General features: G+C 67.6%; 13 protein-coding genes. 6 read left to right on the top strand and 7 right to left on the bottom strand.

Annotated features, from left to right (window positions below; translation table 11 throughout):
* The first annotated feature begins 61 nt into the window (after nucleotides 1-61).
* The 5 genes from ACLIVD_RS06940 (at nucleotide 62) to ACLIVD_RS06920 (ending at nucleotide 6,284) form a co-directional block, all read left to right on the top strand.
* Nucleotides 62-364, top strand: coding sequence for a helix-turn-helix transcriptional regulator (locus ACLIVD_RS06940; RefSeq protein WP_280778572.1), 303 nt, complete (start codon nucleotides 62-64; stop codon nucleotides 362-364).
* Nucleotides 357-896: a hypothetical protein gene (locus ACLIVD_RS06935; RefSeq protein ID WP_283330764.1), complete on the top strand. Its 540-nt coding sequence runs from the start codon at nucleotides 357-359 to the stop codon at nucleotides 894-896. The genes ACLIVD_RS06940 and ACLIVD_RS06935 overlap by 8 nt, the downstream gene beginning before the upstream one ends.
* A 31-nt stretch (nucleotides 897-927) precedes the next feature.
* Nucleotides 928-1,824 (top strand): ABC transporter ATP-binding protein, encoded by an 897-nt coding sequence (locus ACLIVD_RS06930; protein WP_491932160.1) that lies wholly within the window; start codon nucleotides 928-930, stop codon nucleotides 1,822-1,824.
* On the top strand, nucleotides 1,821-3,014 hold the full coding sequence (locus ACLIVD_RS06925) for an ABC transporter permease (protein WP_283330762.1): 1,194 nt from the start codon (nucleotides 1,821-1,823) through the stop codon (nucleotides 3,012-3,014). Before ACLIVD_RS06930 ends, ACLIVD_RS06925 begins: the two co-directional genes overlap by 4 nt.
* 90 nt (nucleotides 3,015-3,104) lie before the next feature.
* Nucleotides 3,105-6,284, top strand: a complete 3,180-nt coding sequence (locus ACLIVD_RS06920) for a multicopper oxidase family protein (protein WP_491932158.1) — start codon at nucleotides 3,105-3,107, stop codon at nucleotides 6,282-6,284.
* 10 nt (nucleotides 6,285-6,294) lie between these two features.
* On the opposite strand, the gene ACLIVD_RS06915 is transcribed toward ACLIVD_RS06920, so the two are convergent.
* Genes ACLIVD_RS06915 through ACLIVD_RS06900 form a run of 4 tightly spaced genes read right to left on the bottom strand, consistent with a single transcriptional unit; the run spans nucleotide 6,295 to nucleotide 11,326 of the window.
* A complete protein-coding gene (locus tag ACLIVD_RS06915) occupies nucleotides 6,295-6,762 on the bottom strand; it encodes an SRPBCC family protein (RefSeq protein ID WP_144285353.1) in 468 nt (155 codons plus the stop codon).
* A 21-nt stretch (nucleotides 6,763-6,783) separates the two neighbouring features.
* On the bottom strand, nucleotides 6,784-7,767 hold the full coding sequence (locus tag ACLIVD_RS06910) for an antibiotic biosynthesis monooxygenase (protein WP_280778577.1): 984 nt from the start codon (nucleotides 7,765-7,767) through the stop codon (nucleotides 6,784-6,786).
* Nucleotides 7,768-7,784: 17 nt separating this feature from the next.
* Nucleotides 7,785-10,502 carry a molybdopterin-dependent oxidoreductase gene (locus ACLIVD_RS06905; protein WP_283351521.1) on the bottom strand — a complete coding sequence of 906 codons (2,718 nt, stop codon included), beginning with the start codon at nucleotides 10,500-10,502 and terminating at the stop codon, nucleotides 7,785-7,787.
* Entirely contained in the window at nucleotides 10,499-11,326 is an 828-nt protein-coding gene (locus ACLIVD_RS06900) for an FAD binding domain-containing protein (protein WP_283330760.1), read from the bottom strand. Before ACLIVD_RS06900 ends, ACLIVD_RS06905 begins: the two co-directional genes overlap by 4 nt.
* Nucleotides 11,327-11,542: 216 nt before the next feature.
* On the opposite strand from ACLIVD_RS06900, the gene ACLIVD_RS06895 reads away from it, so the two are divergent.
* Nucleotides 11,543-13,039 carry an acetyl-coenzyme A carboxylase carboxyl transferase subunits beta/alpha gene (locus tag ACLIVD_RS06895; protein WP_280778580.1) on the top strand — a complete coding sequence of 499 codons (1,497 nt, stop codon included), beginning with the start codon at nucleotides 11,543-11,545 and terminating at the stop codon, nucleotides 13,037-13,039.
* On the opposite strand, the gene asnB is transcribed toward ACLIVD_RS06895, so the two are convergent.
* The 3 genes from asnB to ACLIVD_RS06880 all read right to left on the bottom strand — a co-directional run bounded on the left by asnB (nucleotide 13,036) and on the right by ACLIVD_RS06880 (nucleotide 17,252).
* Nucleotides 13,036-14,877: an asparagine synthase (glutamine-hydrolyzing) gene (gene asnB, locus ACLIVD_RS06890; protein WP_283330759.1), complete on the bottom strand. Its 1,842-nt coding sequence runs from the start codon at nucleotides 14,875-14,877 to the stop codon at nucleotides 13,036-13,038. The two genes, ACLIVD_RS06895 and asnB, sit on opposite strands and share 4 nt — an antisense overlap.
* A 171-nt stretch (nucleotides 14,878-15,048) precedes the next feature.
* Nucleotides 15,049-16,518, bottom strand: a complete 1,470-nt coding sequence (locus tag ACLIVD_RS06885; protein WP_491932157.1) for an HNH endonuclease signature motif containing protein — start codon at nucleotides 16,516-16,518, stop codon at nucleotides 15,049-15,051.
* Nucleotides 16,519-16,577: 59 nt separating this feature from the next.
* Entirely contained in the window at nucleotides 16,578-17,252 is a 675-nt protein-coding gene (locus ACLIVD_RS06880; RefSeq protein WP_283330757.1) for a GOLPH3/VPS74 family protein, read from the bottom strand.
* Nucleotides 17,253-17,296 lie beyond the last annotated feature (44 nt).

Below are 17,296 nucleotides of genomic sequence, written 5' to 3'. Positions count from 1 at the left end.
GCGACACCCACTCCGTTGTATCCCATTGACAAACTGTTGGGTTTTCACAACACTTTGTTGCATGAGCCCAGTACGGCGGGGGGACGCCCTCCCCATCTACAACCGCATCGGCGTCCTTCGCGCCGAACGCGGGATGAGCCGGGCTCAGCTGGCGGGACTCATCGACGTCAATCCCCAGACCGTCGGCGCGCTCGAACGGGGCGACCACTACCCCAGCCTCGACCTGGCGTTCCGTATCTCGTGGGTGTTCGAACTGCCCGTGGAGGCCATCTTCTCCCGCACCGAGTTCGGACCCCTGTCCACCGAGCTCTACCGCACCGACCGACCGCCGTCTACGACAGGAAACGGGGAGAGCCATGCCTGAGACCAATCTGATCGAGCGGTACCAGGGGTTCCGGACGCGCAGATTCCTCCAGAACGAACGCCGGTACCGGACGTGGCTACCGAGGTGGCGGACGCGCAGCCGCAGACGAATCCTGGTGATCGCTCTCGGGGTGACGTTCGTGTTCATGACCGCCGTCGGCATCGTGTGCCATTTCGACATGGTCGTCGGGCCGCTGCTGTGGTTGCCCGCGTGCCTGCTGTTCTTCCCGCTGTGGACGATGCTCCAGATCGTGTCCGGGCGGCAGGGCGACGCTCCGCGCGACGCTCTCGACGAGTGGGAGATCCAGCAGCGCAACAGTGCCCGGTCGATCGGACTCACGGTCACCCAGCTACTGACGCTCGTTCCCGCGCTCTACCTGATCTTCGTCGGCGCGCTGGACGGCGATCACGGCAACGTGCCGTACGCCGCGGGACTGCTCGTCGTCACCGCGCTGATGGTCGGGGGGTGCACGCCCGCCATGATCCTCGGCTGGACGCAACCCGATCCCGACCCCGACGACCTCGCTTCGTAGGAACACCCGCACTCGAGAACGGGAAGGACCCATGTCTCACACCCTCACGATCGACGGCATCTCCAAACGGTACGGCGAGGTCGTCGCACTCGACGACCTGTCCTTCGAAGTCCGCCCCGGTGAAATCTTCGGTTTCGTCGGCAGCAACGGTGCCGGCAAGACCACCACCATGCGCATCGCGCTGGGCGTCCTGTCCGCCGATTCCGGTGAGGTCCGGCTCGGCGGCAAGCCGGTGGACCTGGATGTGCGGCGCACCATCGGGTACATGCCGGAGGAACGCGGGCTGTACCCGAAGATGAAGGTGGGCAAGCAACTCGAATACCTCGCCGAGCTGCACGGCATTTCCCGCTCGGCGGCGCGGGAGGCGGTCGGCCGCTGGACCGAACGCCTCGGCATCGCGGACCGTGTCGGCGACACCGTCGACGCACTCTCGCTCGGCAATCAGCAACGCGTCCAGCTGGCCGCCGCGCTCGTCCACGATCCGGCGGTGCTGGTCCTCGACGAACCCTTCTCCGGGCTCGACCCCGTCGCGGTGGACGTCATGAGCGAGGTGCTGGTGGAGAAGGCGAACACCGGGGTGCCGGTGATCTTCTCGAGCCATCAGCTCGAACTCGTCCAGCGCCTGTGCCACCGCGTCGGCATCATCAGCCACGGCCGGATGCGTGCCATCGGCACCGTCGACGAACTCCGCGGCGGCGGCAACGCCCAACTCGAAGTCCACGCTCCGGAGGCGCCGGTCGGCTGGGCCCATCACCTCGAGGGCGTCACCACGATCAGTCACCTCGACGGCCGGACCCTGCTGTCGCTCGACACTGACGTGGACGACCAGCTGATCCTGCACACCGCCCTGAAGACCGGACCGGTGCACGAATTCTCGCTGCACCGGCCGACACTGACCGATCTGTTCCGAGAGGTGGTCACGGCATGAGTGCCCCACTGAGCCCCGCCCGCGCGATCGGCCTCGTGGCCCGCCGCGAATTCCTGACACAGGTGGCGAAGAAGAGCTTCGTCATCAGCAACGTGATCATCCTGCTGGCCATCGTGGGCGGCATCGTCGCGTACTCGCTGTTCTCGGGCGGCGACGACGAACGCGCCACCATCGGACTCGTCGGCGACCAGTCGCTCGCGCCGGCTCTCGTCGCCACCGGTGACGCGGTCGGGACGCCGGTCGACGTCGTCCCGACCACGGACGAACAGGCCGCGCGGGACGAGGTGGGGAACGGTGACCTGGACGTCGCCCTGATTCCCGGCACCAACGGATCCGTCACGGCCGTCACCGAATCCGAGATCGGCTCCGGGCTTCGCACCGTGATCGACGCGGCCGTGGTGCAGCAGGCTCAGTCCGGTGCGCTCGCCGCGCAGGGCGTGGATCCCGCGCAACTCGCCGAAGCGACCGGCCGGGCGGTGGTCACCGTCGACGCACTCGATCCGCCCGACCCGGAGAAGGGCCAGCGCGTGGCCCTCTCCATCGCCGTGGTCGTCCTGCTGTACATGCAGATCATGATGTTCGGCATGTACGTGGCGATGGGTGTGGTGGAGGAGAAGTCGAGCCGCGTCGTGGAACTGCTCCTGTCGACCCTTCGTCCGCTGCAACTGCTCTGGGGCAAGGTGATCGGCATCGGCGCGGTCGGTCTCGTCCAGTTGACCGCCTACGGTGTGGCCGGTGTCGCGGCCGGGCTCGCGACGGGCGTGCTCACCGTGACGGGGACGGCGATCGGGGTGCTGGCCGGAACGCTCGGCTGGTTCGTGCTCGGATTCGCGTTCTTCGCGGTCCTCTACGCCGCGGCCGGGTCGATGGTGTCGCGGCAGGAGGACGTCAACGCCACCGCGTCACCGCTGATGGTGCTGATCGTCATCATGTTCTTCAGCGCCTTCTCCTCGGTGAGCAACCCGGACGGCACCCTCAGCAACGTCCTCAGCTGGATTCCGCCGTTCTCGGCGATCCTGATGCCGCTGCGCATCGCCGCCGGCGTGGCGTCCCCGGTCCAGGTGGTCGTCACGGTCGCTCTGATGCTCGCGGTGACCGCCGCACTCAGCGTGCTGGCCGCGAAGATCTACCAGCGCTCGATCCTGCGGATCGGCAAGGTCGTGTCGTGGAAGGAGGCGCTCGGCAGGTAGTGAATTCCCAGCGCACGGCCAAGTTCCCTGTGTAGTCTTCGAATCGTCGATCGATGCTGCTCAGCTGCCGTCGTGGAACGGGGAACACCCATGGTCGTCCGTCGCGGGAAGCCGATCGCCGCCCTCGCCGTCGCCGTGGTCGCGTCCATGACGTTGATGCTGACGGCCTGCACGTCCGACGAGCCGGCCACTGCGCGCGGTGGCAACGCCGGCCCCGACGGCACCCCGGTGGCCTACCAGGAGCCGGTGAAGCTGTCGAGCGAGAACGGGGTGCTCGAGGTTCGACTGTCGGCCCATCAGGGCACGGTCGACCTCGACACCGTCTCGGAGCCGGTGTCGGGCTTCCTGGTCTTCGGATACGAGGTTCTGCGGGGCACGAGTTCGGACGGTTCGACCACGGGCGACGACGTCTACCCGGCACCGACGTTGCGCGTCGATCCGGGTGAGCGCCTGATCATCCACTACGACAACGATCTCCGGAACCTGACGATCGAGGACTTCTACGACCCCGCGTTCACGCCGGCGGGCGGGGAGGTCCCGATCTATCCCCCGGCCCTCGACTCGGCGCCGCTGAACCTGCACACCCACGGTCTTCACGTGAGCCCGGACGGCAACGCCGACAACGTGCTGCTCGACATCCCCGCCGGGATGGGCAACGTCTACGACTACGCGGTGCCGAAGGACATGCCGAACGGCCTGTACTGGTACCACAGTCACCGTCACACGATGACGGCGCAGCAGACGTATGCGGGGCTCGCGGGACTGCTGGAGATCGGCAGGTCCGACGGCAACCTTCCGCTGGTGACGCAGAACGACGTTCCCATCCGTGACATGGCGTTGCAGTACAACTTCGTCTTCGACCGTAAAGGCAACGGCCACCAGCTGAACGACCCGAACTGGCCACAGTTCGTGAGCACATTGAAGCCGCCGGAGGGGACTCAGCTCGCCGACGGAACGTACGAGCCGAGCCTGGCGCCCGTGAACTTCTCGGAAACTACGGAGGGCTCCCAGTACGTCACCAACTGGTATTCCGGGCCGCTGTCGCCGGCGAATCATCGCGGGCAGAACCAGTTCGTGCCGGGCAATCTCCAGAGCTTCAGCAGTGATTCGACGAACATTCCCGCCGACCCGTCGCTGCCGGACAACGAACGCGACGTGCAGTACACCGTCAACGGGCAGTTCCAGCCGGAGCTGAAACTGAAGCCGGGCCAGACGGAGATCTGGTCGCTGGCGAACATCAGCGATTTCGCCTACATGCCGCTCAGGCTCACCGAGACCGCGACGGGCAACCACCCGAAGTTCGCCGTCGTCGGCCAGGACGGAAACCCCTTCACCCAGGTGCAGTTGCCCGTCGGTGGTGACGGCACCCGGCTCGTCATCCCGCCGGGGTCGCGGTACGCGATCGCCGTGACGATGCCGGACACCGGCGATCTGGTGCTCGACATGCCACCGCTGGACGGGGCGAAACCCGTCACCAATCCCGGCGTGCTCTACACCAACAACGGCACCGACAATCCGCCGGCCGAGCTGGGCACGGTGACGGTCGACCCGTCGGTGATCAGTTACGCCGACGGCTTCTTCACCTTCCCCACCCAGACCCTCCTCCACGTCACACCCGACAGCGGTGAAGGCCGGACCACGCCGTTCGAGCCCGGTCAGAACCTCGACGCGTACACATCGTTCGTGGACACGTCGGTGATGACACCGGACGTGAAGCGCACCCTCACGGTCTCGGGCGGATTCGGCAACGAGAAGGCCAGCAACAGCGACCCGAAGGCCTTCACCTACGAGTTCGACGACAACACGTTCCCGAACATCCCGCTGATCCAGCCGCGCCTCAATTCGGTCGAGGAATGGTTGATCACGAACCTCAACAACGACGAACATCCGATGCACATCCACGTCAACGACTTCCAGGTGATGGAGATCGTCGATCCGATCGCGGGCACCCGGACCGGGGTGCAACCGTGGGGCGAGGACAACGTGAACGTGCCGGCGCCCGTCACCGACGCGAACGAGAACCCGCTCGTGCCCGCATCGGTGACGCTGCGCACGAAATTCACCGAGTACACGGGCACTTTCGTGATCCACTGCCATCGCCTCAACCACGAGGACAACGGACTGATGGCCACCGTCAACGTCATCCCCGAGATGTCGACTTACGCGGTGGCGGTGCCGGGTTCGGCGGGCACCCCCGCGACCGTGCAGGTCCACGACGGCAACGGCGACAAGGTGATCGCCGCAGTCGCACCGTTCCCGTCGTTCGAGGGCACCCCGACGGTGGCGATGGCTGACGTCAACGGCGACATGATCCTCGACCTCGTCGCCGGGACCGGTGCGGGTGTGTCGCCGGAGGTCGTCGCGTACGACGGCAACGATGTCGGCTCCGGCCCGTTCACCGCCGAGCTGACCCGGTTCGCCCCGTTCGACGACGGCTTCCGCGGGGGCGTGAACGTCGCGGGTGCGGACATCGACGGAAACGCACTGGCCGACAACATCATCGCCGGAACCGGCCCCGGCACCGAATCGCAGGTGAAGGTGTTCTCGTCAACCCTGCCCACGGAGAAGGGCACGGCACCCGAGGTCTTCTCGAGCTTCACCCCCTACCCCGGGTCGCAGTCCGGGGTCACCGTCGCGACGGGCCTGGTCGACGCCGCCTCGGGCCGGGCAAGCATCGTCACCGCCCCCGGGCCGGGAGAAGCGCCTCGTGTGAAGACGTTCCGCTACGACCTGTTCGAGCCGACCGCCGCCGCGACTGCCGACGGCACCGCGGACGAGCACGCCGGCCACACCGACGGACCGCGGACGACGTCGGAGTTCCTGGCCTTCGACGAGAGCTACCTCGGCGGTGTCTCACTCTCGACGGGATGGGTGGCCGGTGCCGAAGGCGGAGCGAAGAGCATCGTCACCGGCATGCTGGGCGGCGACGGCACCGTTCGTGTGTGGTCGAGTGGGTCACGCCTCGACGGTGAACCGGCCATGTATCTCGAGAGCCCGAACCACCACTCCGGCGACGTCGTGTTCACTCAGATCGCGTCGTTCGCACCGTTCGCCGGCGGCCCTCCCGGCAGCGGGGTTCAGGTGGCCACCACCAGCACCACAAGCGGCGCCGACCTGCTCGTCAGCGGCCCCGGGCCGGGCGGCACCGAGGTGCGCAAGTTCGGACTGGGCCGCGCCGAACCCCAATCCACCACGCTGGTGCCGCTGCCGTTGGGCGCCCTCCCCGCCCTCCCCGCAGCGCACGGGTCCGTGCCACTCGGCGGGCGGTAGGTGCAGTCGGTCAGCCGGCCCGCTTCTCGGCGGCGTCGGCGATGTCGTCGAGATCGCGCCGGATCGCCTTGGTGGTGGCCTTCAGCGCGAAGGAGCCGAACACTTTCATCATGAACTTCGACACTGCGCCGAGCCCAGTTGCTTCCGCTGAGAAGTGGAACGTGAGGGTGGTGCCGTCACCGGCAGGCTCCAAGGTGAACACCGTCGTGTAGTCCGCGCCGTGGGACGACGCCTTCACGACGGTGCGCTTCTCCGGGTCGATCTCCGTGACCCACATTTCCTCGGTCGACGACTTGCCGAACAGCACCCGGGTCTCGCGCCACCGCGTGCCGACTTCGTATTTCGTCGAGTCCAGCCTCTCGAGCTTCTCCACACCGCTCAGCACCGATTCCGCGTTGTCCAGATCGGTGACGACCGCCCAGACCGCGCCGACGGGCGCATCGATCGTTCGGCTCACGCGGATCTCCGAGGCTGACATGGGGCACCCATTTCTTTCTTCTCAGGGCAGGGTCCAGAATTGGCGGGTCATCAGGTAGAAGACGATGACCCAGAACACCATAACCCCGGCGACGATCGCGAGCCCTCGACGGTTCGTTGTCGCTTCCGGAACGTCCGGGGGTGGCCGCAGCCAGCGCCCCAGCACCCGGTTCACGTAGTACGGCATCGTCACGAAGCTCATGATGAAGCTGGACAGCAGGTTTCCGACGAGCAGACCGAGCCACAGCGGCATCTTCAGCGGCGACAACGCGAGGGTGAGAATCACGACGGTGGGATAGAGACCGACCCACACCGCGATCGACGTCTTGGTTTCGGACGGCGGCGGCGCCTCGTTGCCGTTTTCGTCGAACGCGAACCAGCTCCCGAAGGAGTTGTCGATGGTGCGCAATTCGAAGTCGTGGAACTTCTCCCCCTCGGCGAGAAGTTCCTGACGCTTCGCCGAGGTGAGCCACCTGTCGAGGTCGGCGGCGTTGTCGTAGCGGTACAGCGCTGTCCACTCGTCCTGGATTCCCTCGATGGGCCGGAAGAGTTCGCTGCCGCGGAAGCCGTCGAACTTGCTCTCTTCCAATCGCAGTCGATCCTGCCACGCGAGGAAATCGTCGACGTGCTCCGGGCCGACACGGTGCGTCACGACGACCGTCACGAGCGGATCCGACTCGCGTGCGCCCCCGCTGATGACCTGCTGGGTGGCGGGGCCGTCGAAGTACTGCTGCCCCTCGTCCAGCCGCTGCTGCCGGGTGGCGCTGTTGATCCAGGCCTGCACGTGGGCGACGGAGTCGAAGCGGTAGACCACGACCCAGTCGGGTTGCACGGCGGTGGGCGCGGAGATCTCGGCGCCCAGGAACCCGGGGTAGTGGGACGCGGCGGTGTTCATGTCCTGCTGCCAGGCCTCGAACGCCTCCTCGGCTCCGGCGCGCACCTTCTGGCCGATGATGACCGTCGCGGCGTTGCCGGTGGATTTCTCGGTGGGCTTCTCGGTGTCCATCGCCCTCTCCTCACGGCTCAGGTCGTCGGAACCGATCGGTTCTCGCCGATTCGGTGGTAGATCCGCTCGGGGGTGAGCGGCAACTCGCGAAAACGCACGCCCGTCGCGTTTTCCAGGGCGTTGGCCAGCGCGGGCGCCACCGGGTTGATGCAGCACTCCGCCATTCCCTTCGCACGCATCGGTCCGACGGAATCCATCGAATCGACCAGCAGCACTTCGGTGCGGGGAATGTCGGCGTAGGTGGGGATGCGGTAGTTGCGCAGGCTGGGGTTGATCATCACGCCGTTGTCGTCGACGTGGAAGTTCTCGGTCAGCGCGAAGCCGATGCCCTGGGCGACGCCGCCCTCGATCTGGCCGCGGACCTGCACCGGGTTGATGATTACCCCGGCGTCCGTGGCGTGGACGCTGTAGAGGATGCGGATCTCGCCCGTCACGCGGTGGACGGCGATGCGGAAACCGTGGGTGTTGGAGACGACGCTGCGCGGCGACCCGTACGCCTTGCGCGCCTCGGTGAACCGGATGCCGCGCCGGCGGGCGGCGTCGAGGAGTTCGGTCAGCGGCACGCGCGTGCCGTCGCAGAGCACCCCGTCGTCGTCCATCGAGCAGGACGCGACGTCGACCCCGGTGTGCGCGGCGGCGAAGGCCAGGATGCGGTCGCGCAGGGCCTCCGACGCCCGCGACACGGCGTTGCCCGCGACGAAGAGGCCGGCGCTGGCGAACGCCCCCGTGTCGAAGCCCGTACGGTCGGTGTCGGACTGCACGAGACGCACCCGCGACGGGGTGGTGCCGAGGTGGGTGGCCGCGATCTGCACGTGTGCGGTCGACGTCCCCTCACCGAATTCGACGGTGCCGACGGCGAGTTCGTACACGCCGTCGTCGCCGAGCGTCGCCCACGCCTCGGAGATATGTTCGGTCGGGGGCGCCGTCTCGTGCAGCGAGCTCGCGGTGCCCTCGCCGACGAGCCAGTCGTCGCCCAGCACCTGCCCGTTCGCGGTCCGCCTCAGTGCGGCGTCGACGAGGTCGATGCACTGCCCGAGCCCGTCCTCCGCGAACACGACGTCGTCGGGACCGTCGTCGATCGCGACGAGTGAGTCACCGGGGCGGACGATGTTGCGGCGCCGCAACTCGAGCGGGTCGATGTCGAGCGCGACTGCCAGCTCGTGCATGGCGGACTCCACCGCGAAGGCGGGCTGGGTCATGCCGTACCCGCGCAGCGCTCCGCTGGGCACGCTGTTCGTGTAGACGGAATACCCATCGAACTTCTTGTTGAGACACCGGTACGCCGAGATGGCGGCACCGGCGGCGAACAACGTCTCGCCGCCGTGGTTGCCGTACGCGCCCGTGTTCGACACGTTGCGCACCCGGAACGCCGTGAGTGTGCCGTCGGCCCGGGCGCCGAGCGTGATCGTCAGCTTCATCGGGTGCCGCGGCGACGCCGTCGTGAACTCTTCCTCCCGAGTGAACTCGAAGCAGACGGGCCTGCCCGTGTCGAGGGTGGCGAGCGCGACCAGATCCTCCGAGATCACCTCCTGTTTGCCGCCGAAACCACCCCCGACGCGCATACAGAACACGCGCAACTGGTCGGGGCGCAGGTCGAACAGGTGAGCCAGCTTGACCTTCGCGATCGACGGCGACTGCGAACTCGTGCGCACGTGCAGGCGGCCGTCCTCCATCCAGGCGATCGACCCGTGCGTCTCGAGATGAGCGTGCTGCACGCGCGGGGTGAAGTAGGTGCCCTCGTGGATCACGTCGGCCTCGGCGAACCCCGCCTCGATGTCACCCACCTCCCCGTGGAGCTCGAGCAGGATGTTGTGCACGGGATCCCGCACGAACGGGTCGTCCGAACCGTGCAACTGCGGTGCACCGTCGGCCATCGCCTCCTCCGGGTCGAACACCGCGGGCAGCACGTCGTATTCGACCACCACCCTGCGACACCCCTCCTCCGCGGCGCCGACCGTGTCGGCCAGCACCGCGACCACCCGCTGACCGGCGAAGCGGACCGTGTCGTCGAGGATGTACGTGTCGTCGGGGTCGACGAGATGATCGGTGTGGATGGCGGTCGTGAACCGCTTCCGGGGCACGTCCTCCCACGTGTACACGCGGTGCACGCCGGGGACGGCGAGCGCCGCCGTCGTGTCGATCGACACGATGCGGGCGTGCGCATGCGGAGAATGCAGCACCTCGAGGTGCAGCATGCCCTCGATCTCGGTGTCCATGGTGAACTCGGCGCGGCCGGTCACCACATCGGTGGCCGCGGGTGCCCCGACGCTGGTGCCGACCGCGCGCCCCGGCTCGGCGACCTCCACCGCGGCGACACCGTTCACGGCATCTTCGATGGCCCGATAGCCGGTGCAGCGGCAGAGATTGCCCTTCAGCGCGCGTGGCAGGTCTTCCTTCTGGGCGTCGGTGAACGTCGCCGACGTCATGATCATGCCCGCGGTGCAAAATCCGCACTGGAACCCGGGGGCGTCACGGAACTGCCGCTGCAGCGGATGCAGGTCGTCCGGCGAACCGAGGCCCTCGATGGTGGTCACCTCCCGCCCCTCCGCGCGGAACGCGGGCGTGATGCAACTGTGCACGGGATCGCCGTCGAGCCACACCGTGCAGGCTCCGCAATCGCCTGCGTCGCAACCCTTCTTGACGCCGTGATGACCGAGCGACCGCACGAACGTGCGCAGACACTGCCCGGGATTCGGTTCCTCGTCGAACGCCCTGCCGTTCACGGTGTACGTCATTGCCGGTCTCCTGCGGTGAACTCGGTCCGGATCTCCTCGGCGAAGTGCTTCGTCAGGTGGCGACGGTGGTCGGGGGTGCCGTTGGGATCGTCGAACCACACGTCGTCGGGTATCGCGTCGATGCTCTGCTGGAGCGAGCCGGCGTCGGGTACGGCGTCGAAGGCCAGCCGGATCGGACGGGTGGTGCCCGCCGTGATCGTGAGCAGCAGGTCGTCGCCGCCGGGCGCCTGGGTGCCGATCATGAACACCGTCGAACGGCCGAGGCGCGTGAGGGTGAAGCGCCGATGCGTGTGACGCTTGCGGAGGGCACCGATCGGGATGTCGATGCGGCGCAGGATCTCACCCGGTGTGAGCACGTTCTCGCGGTTGCCCGTGACGAAGTCGGCGGCGTCGACGGTGCGCTCGGACCCGTCGGCGGCCCACAGTGTGTACGTCGCCTCGAGCGCGACCGCCATCGTGATCATCGGGCCCGCGGGAAGCGACATGCAGATGTTGCCGCCCACCGTCGCCGAATTCCAGACCTTGAACGACGCCAGGAAGGCCTCGCAACTCGTTCCGAACAGCGAGGCGGCTCTCCAGTCGTCCGGCGGCGCAAGCGCATACAGCTCACGGATCGTGCACGTCGCGCCGATCTCGAGGCCCGCGTCGCTCGGCAGCAGGGTCTCCCAGCCGAGCGTCGTGAGATCGACGAGACGGCGCAGGTCGGGCTGCGGCTCGGAGAACAGCCACGTTCCCCCGGCCAGCCACGCGTCGCCTTCCCGCCACGCCGCACCCGGGTGGTCGGCTGGACGCCGAACGACATCGGTGATGGTGTTGAGGTCCATATGACTGCTCCACTCGGGAAATGTGTCGTCGTTCTCGTACCCGACCTGCGTCAACCCATCTGACTTTAGACACCGCGACAGCGGTCTCGGTGTTAATTGCCGGGTTCCACCCGGGCGCTGTTTGCGGTGTTCCGGCTGTGTGGGCGGCCGGGTGGGCGACCGTCACCCGCCGTAGCAGACATCTGCCGCCCCGGACCGACCGCTACTCTCAGGGCCATGGCCGCCAAGATTTCCGCCCACGACGTGCTCGAGTTGGTACTGGACGCAGGCAGCTTCGTCTCCTGGGACACCACACCCGTCGATGCGCGGCCGAACGAGAAGTACCGCGCCGACCTGCAGAAGGCCGCCGAGAAGTCGGGTGTCGACGAATCGGTGATCACCGGCGTCGGCACCGTTCGCGGGCGCCCGGTCGCGGTGATCGCGTGCGAGTTCGCGTTCCTGGCCGGTTCGATCGGCGTAGCCGCCGCCGAGCGGATCGTCTCCGCCATCGAACGCGCCACCCGTGAGGGTCTCCCCCTGCTCGCCTCGCCCACATCGGGCGGCACGCGCATGCAGGAGGGCACCGTCGCCTTCGTGCAGATGGTGAAGATCGCGGCGGCCGTCGCCACTCACAAGGCCGCCCATCTCCCCTACCTGGTGTACCTGCGGAACCCGACCACCGGCGGCGTGTTCGCGTCCTGGGGTTCCCTCGGGCACATCACGGTGGCCGAACCCGGTGCACTCGTGGGGTTCCTCGGACCCCGCGTCTACGAGGCCCTTTACGGCGAGAAGTTCCCCGAGGGCGTGCAGACGTCCGAGAACCTGTACCGCAACGGCGTCATCGACGGCGTCGTCCCCGCCACGCGCCTGCGCCGGCTCGTCCACCGGGCGTTGCGGGTGCTGATCGATCCGCCGACGTCGACCGCCACCGTCACCGAACCGGCGCCGGACGTCGACATTCCCGACGTGCCCGCGTGGCAGTCGGTGATGCTGTCGCGGCGCGCCGACCGGCCCGGCATCCGACACCTGCTACGGCACGCGGCCACCGAGCAGGTGCCCCTCAGCGGCACCGGTCAGGGCGAAACCGAGGGGACGGTGCTGCTGTCGCTGGCTCGTTTCCGGGGCGCACCGTGCGTGTTGCTGGGCCAGGACCGCGCCGGGCAGTCCGCCCTGAACACGATGGGGCCCGCCGCCCTCCGCGAGGCCCGCCGCGGCATGCGGTTGGCCGAGGAGCTGCAGATCCCCCTGGTCCTGGTGATCGACACCCTCGGTGCAGCGCTGTCTCAGGAAGCGGAGGAACGCGGCCTGGCCCCTGAGATCGCCCGCTGCATCTCCGACCTCGTGACGTTGAAGACGCCGACCGTGTCCGTCCTGCTCGGTCAGGGCACGGGCGGCGGGGCGCTCGCCTTCCTCCCTGCCGACCGGGTGCTCGCCGCGCAGAACGGGTGGCTGGCCCCGCTTCCTCCCGAAGGCGCCAGCGCGATCGTCCACCGCGATACCTCGCACGCCCCCGAGATGGCGGCCGCGCAGGGCATCCGTTCGCTCGACCTGCTGCGCGACGGCGTCATCGACGCCATCATCCCCGAGCATCCGGACGCCGCCGACGAGGCCGTCGATTTCTCCAAGCGGGTCGGCGAGGCCATCTCCCGGGAACTCCGTGCCCTGACCGGGGTTCCCGAGAGCGAACGCTTCGCGGCCCGGCTCGCCCGCTACCGGAACCTCGGCCTGGACTAAGACAGTTTGATCGTCGGGTTGTACATGTCCATCCACAGCGCGAGGTCGAGCGTGCGCTCGAGTCCGCGACGCGACACCTGATTGATCTGCGGGGTGTCGACGGAGACCGCCCGGGACAGCCAGTCCGCACTGACCAGGCCGAACACCGGGTTCGAGGGATCGCTGAGCAGGTCCTTGCCGTGCTGCTGCAACGCCACCGCATACTTCGGGTCCTGGGTGGACGGGTACGGCGACTTCACCCGGTCGATCACCGACTGCGGCAGCACATCCCTGGTCGCCGCCCGCAGCAACGATTTCTCCTTGCCGTCGAACGTCTTCAGCGACCACGGCGTGTTGTAGACATACTCGACCAGCCGGTGATCGCAGAACGGCACCCGGACCTCGAGTCCGACGGCCATGCTCGCGCGGTCCTTGCGGTCGAGCAGGACGCGGACGAATCGCGTCAGATGGAGGTGACAGATCTTGCGCATGCGCCATTCGAAGTCGGATTCGCCGTCCAGCCGGTCGATCCCGGACACGGCTGCGTCGTACGAGTCCTGCACGTAGTCGTCCATGTTCAGCCCCGCCGTGACCTCCGGGGTGAAGATGTTGCTCTCGTCGCCGAAGTGCTCGGCGAACTGCACTAGCCACGGGAAGGTGTTCGCTTGCTGCGCCTTCGGGTCGAAGAACTGCTTGTATCCGCCGAACACCTCGTCGGCCGACTCACCCGACAGCGCCACCGTGGAGTGCTGACGGATCGCCTTGAACAGCAGATACAGCGACGCGTCCATGTCGCCGAGGCCCATGGGGATGTCGCGTGCCCGGATGACCTTCGCGCGCACGGCGGGGTCCGCGAGTGCGTCGGAGTCGAGGACGATGTCCTGGTGCGCGGTCCGGGACCGCCGGGCCACGTCGTGCACGTACGGAGTGTCCGGGGTGCCCCGCAGTTCGTCGGCGACGAAATGTTCGGTCTGACCGACGAAGTCGACGGCGAACGTGCGGACCGTCTCACCGACCTCGGCGAGCTGCTCGGCGGCGATGCCGGTCATCGCGGACGAGTCGAGACCACCGGACAGCAGGGTGCAGCGCGGCACGTCGGCGACCAGTTGCCTGCGCACGATGTCGTCGAGGAGTTCACGGACGTGCGCGACGGAGGTGTCCCGGTCGTCGGTGTGCGGACGGGTCTGCAGGGTCCAGTACCTGTGCGCCCGCAGTCCGGTGCGCGAGACGGTGACCACCGTGCCCGGTTCCACCTCACGCATGCCGTCCCACACGGCGTGTCCCGGTGTCTTCACGAACGCGAACAGTTCCCGGATCCCGTCCATCGTGACGGTCGACTCGGCGATCGGATTGGCAAGGATCGCTTTGGGTTCCGAACCGAACAGGACACCGTCTCGGGTCTCGTAGTAGTAGAACGGCTTGATGCCCATCCGGTCGCGGATCATCAGGAGGGTGTCGGTCCGCGAATCCCAGATGGCGAAGGCATACATGCCGTTGAGCCGCTCCGCGACGGCCTCTCCCCACTCCAGGTATCCGTGGAGCACCACCTCGGTGTCGGAGTCGGTGGCGAATCGGTGACCGCGCCCGTACAGCTCCTCGCGCAGTTCACCGAAGTTGTACACCTCACCGGAGTAGACCATCGCAACGGTCCCGCCGGGGGTGTCCACGCTCATCGGCTGATGCCCACCCGGCAGATCGATGATCGCGAGCCTTCGATGCCCGAGCGCGGCGTGTTCGACGACCCAGGTGCCGCGATCGTCCGGCCCCCGGCAGTTCATCGTCTCGGCCATGACATCCACGGTGGACTGTTCGACGCGTAGATCGCGTTCGAACGAGATCCATCCGGCGATTCCGCACATGTGTTCCTCCGGCTGTCGCTGGCGCCTTCCTTCAGCGCGTGGTCAGTTGCGAGGTGGCGAACCGAGTCGGAACCGTAGCAATCACATTGACAGTTCTTTACTCTTGCTAACCACCTACATTCCACGGTAACCCTTTTCGGCGCGCAGGCGGTGGGCCCGGAGCACCGCCGGTCAGAACGGCGCGGGTTCGTCGGTCGCGTAGGCCTCGGATGCACGTGCACCGGGCGACCGGTGCCGCACCGCATCCAGGTGTGCCTGCCGTCGGCGGCGCTCCGCCCGAATCCGGGCAGCGGTGTTCTGCGCACGGGTGCGGCGGCGGGCCGCGGTCTTGGCATGGCCACTCGCGGCCGCGGCCGGGTCACTTCCGGCACCCAGGAGCCCCGACGGCCGCGGTCGGTATCGGTGACCGGTGGGCGCGACCAACCCGATTCCACCGCCAGCGGTCACCCTCCAGTGACCGGAATGTTTGAGCCGGTGGTGATTTCGACAGTAAGCAGTCATGTTCCCGGCCACTGTCGGACCTCCGGCCGCGGGATCGGAATGGTCGAACGGCCGATGATGATCGAGGTCCGTGTTCCAGGCCGCTACATCGCAGTGCAACCATTCGCACCCGCCGGCCACCACCCGCATCCAGGTGTCGAGCACGGTGCCGGGACGGTACGTGGTCGGGACGACAGAGCTCGGTGCCCGCACCGGTTCGACTTCCGCGACGGCCGCGATCTCGCGTGCGTGCGCCGCGTCGACGATTCCGTAGCCGTCGAGGTAGGCCGGTTCGTCGTCGCCCGCAAGTGTGGAGTCGAGCATGATCAGGTGCACGAGGGGCTTGCGCGCGGTCGTCGCGATGCGGGAGTCCTGGCCGCAATCGACCCGCCCGCATTCACAGTGCACGAACCCGACCCCGTCGATGAGCGCGGACAATCCGTCGGCCCGCCTCTGTTCGTACGTTCGAAGGTCGTTCGGGCACACAGTGTTTGCCAGTTCACGCAATCTCGCGTCGAATGCGCGACCCTGCGCCGCAGGGATGGATCCGAGGATTCGGCACATGCCGTCCTCGGCCGCGCTGACTCGGACGAACCGGTCTGCCTGCGCCTTCTCCCGCTTGGCCCGCACCCCTGCCGGGTCGAGCCTTGCGATGATGCGGTTGGCGGCATTCGTCAGCCTGCGGCCGGTCAACCCGGTTCCACCGGAGCGCGGTGGGACCAGAACCTGTTCGAGGAGTTGATGTTCGACCTCGCCGATCTGGTCATCGCTGACGTTTGCCGTCGCGTCCTCGATCAGGCGCACCCGGTACATGTCGAGATCACCGCGTGCCATGGCCTCGCGTGTGGCGTGCAACCGGGTGCGTAGCGACATACCCAGACCGATCAGCCGACCCGCCGCCGCACGGCCCATGGTGAGCGCGGCACCGATCTCGGCCTCGACGACTTCGTGCGCGGTCGACGTCCACGCCCCGTCGGACTCGACCTCGGCAGTGCGGCGCACGAAAAGCTCGGCGATGACCGCCAGCTTCCGTTCGGCCACCACCGATTCACTGCGATGCAGGTCGGTCATCAACTCGACCAGACCCACATCGGATTCCCCGTCGACGAGACAGCAGACTGTCTCGCGAACCCCCCGATCGAATACCCCCGTATCGAACATGTGTTCTACCCTAGCGAAATCCCTTGCGCTCCACAAGACCCCGAAGAATAGCCCAACGCCTAGCCACTCCCCGCCACGATGACAGGCACGGTGGCGGCGACGATGATTGCGGCGTTGACGGCCTCGACCGACTTGCGCACGGCAGTGCCTGCCCAGTCCCCTTCGGCGATCTCCTTCGCCCGTTTCTTCACGGCGCGACGATCGGCGTCCGGGAACAGCTTCGGGGCCGCGTCGACGGCGGACAGCAGCGAGACGAGCGCGGCGGTGCGTGGAGTGGGGGCGACCCCGTCGAGGAGTGCGGCGCTCAGTTCGGACCGCAGCGCGCGTTCGTGGCTGCCGTCGACCTCCGGCCACCGCGTGGTGGGGAAGATGCCCAGCACCTTGCCCTTCTCCTCGCGGACCCCTCCCGCGTCGACGATGCGCTTCACGAGTTCGTCGCGCAGGTTCTTGGCGAGCTTCTCGATGGCTGCTTCCGGTTTCATCGGCTTGGACGTACCGATGAGGTCGACGGCCCGCGCGAGCAGCGGATCCTGCGGCCACGCTCCGTCCCGGACGACGAGACGCCCCTTCTTCACGTCCTCGCCGGGTTCGGCCGGGGTGACGACGTCGCCCAGAGCCAGTTCCAGAAGAACGGCGCCGGCGAGGACGCGCGGCATCCGGGTCCCGTCGACGACGGGCTTTCCCGACGTGTCGTCGAGCAGCAGCAACAGCAGGTCTTCGGCGAGCAGCGTCATGCTTCCACGATAGGGCCGACGTCGCGACGAAGTCCGGTGTCCGT

The organism is Rhodococcus sp. G6(2025), from assembly GCF_058628105.1.
The sequence above is the reverse complement of the archived record's forward strand: the minus strand, read 5'-3'. Positions and strand labels throughout refer to the sequence as shown.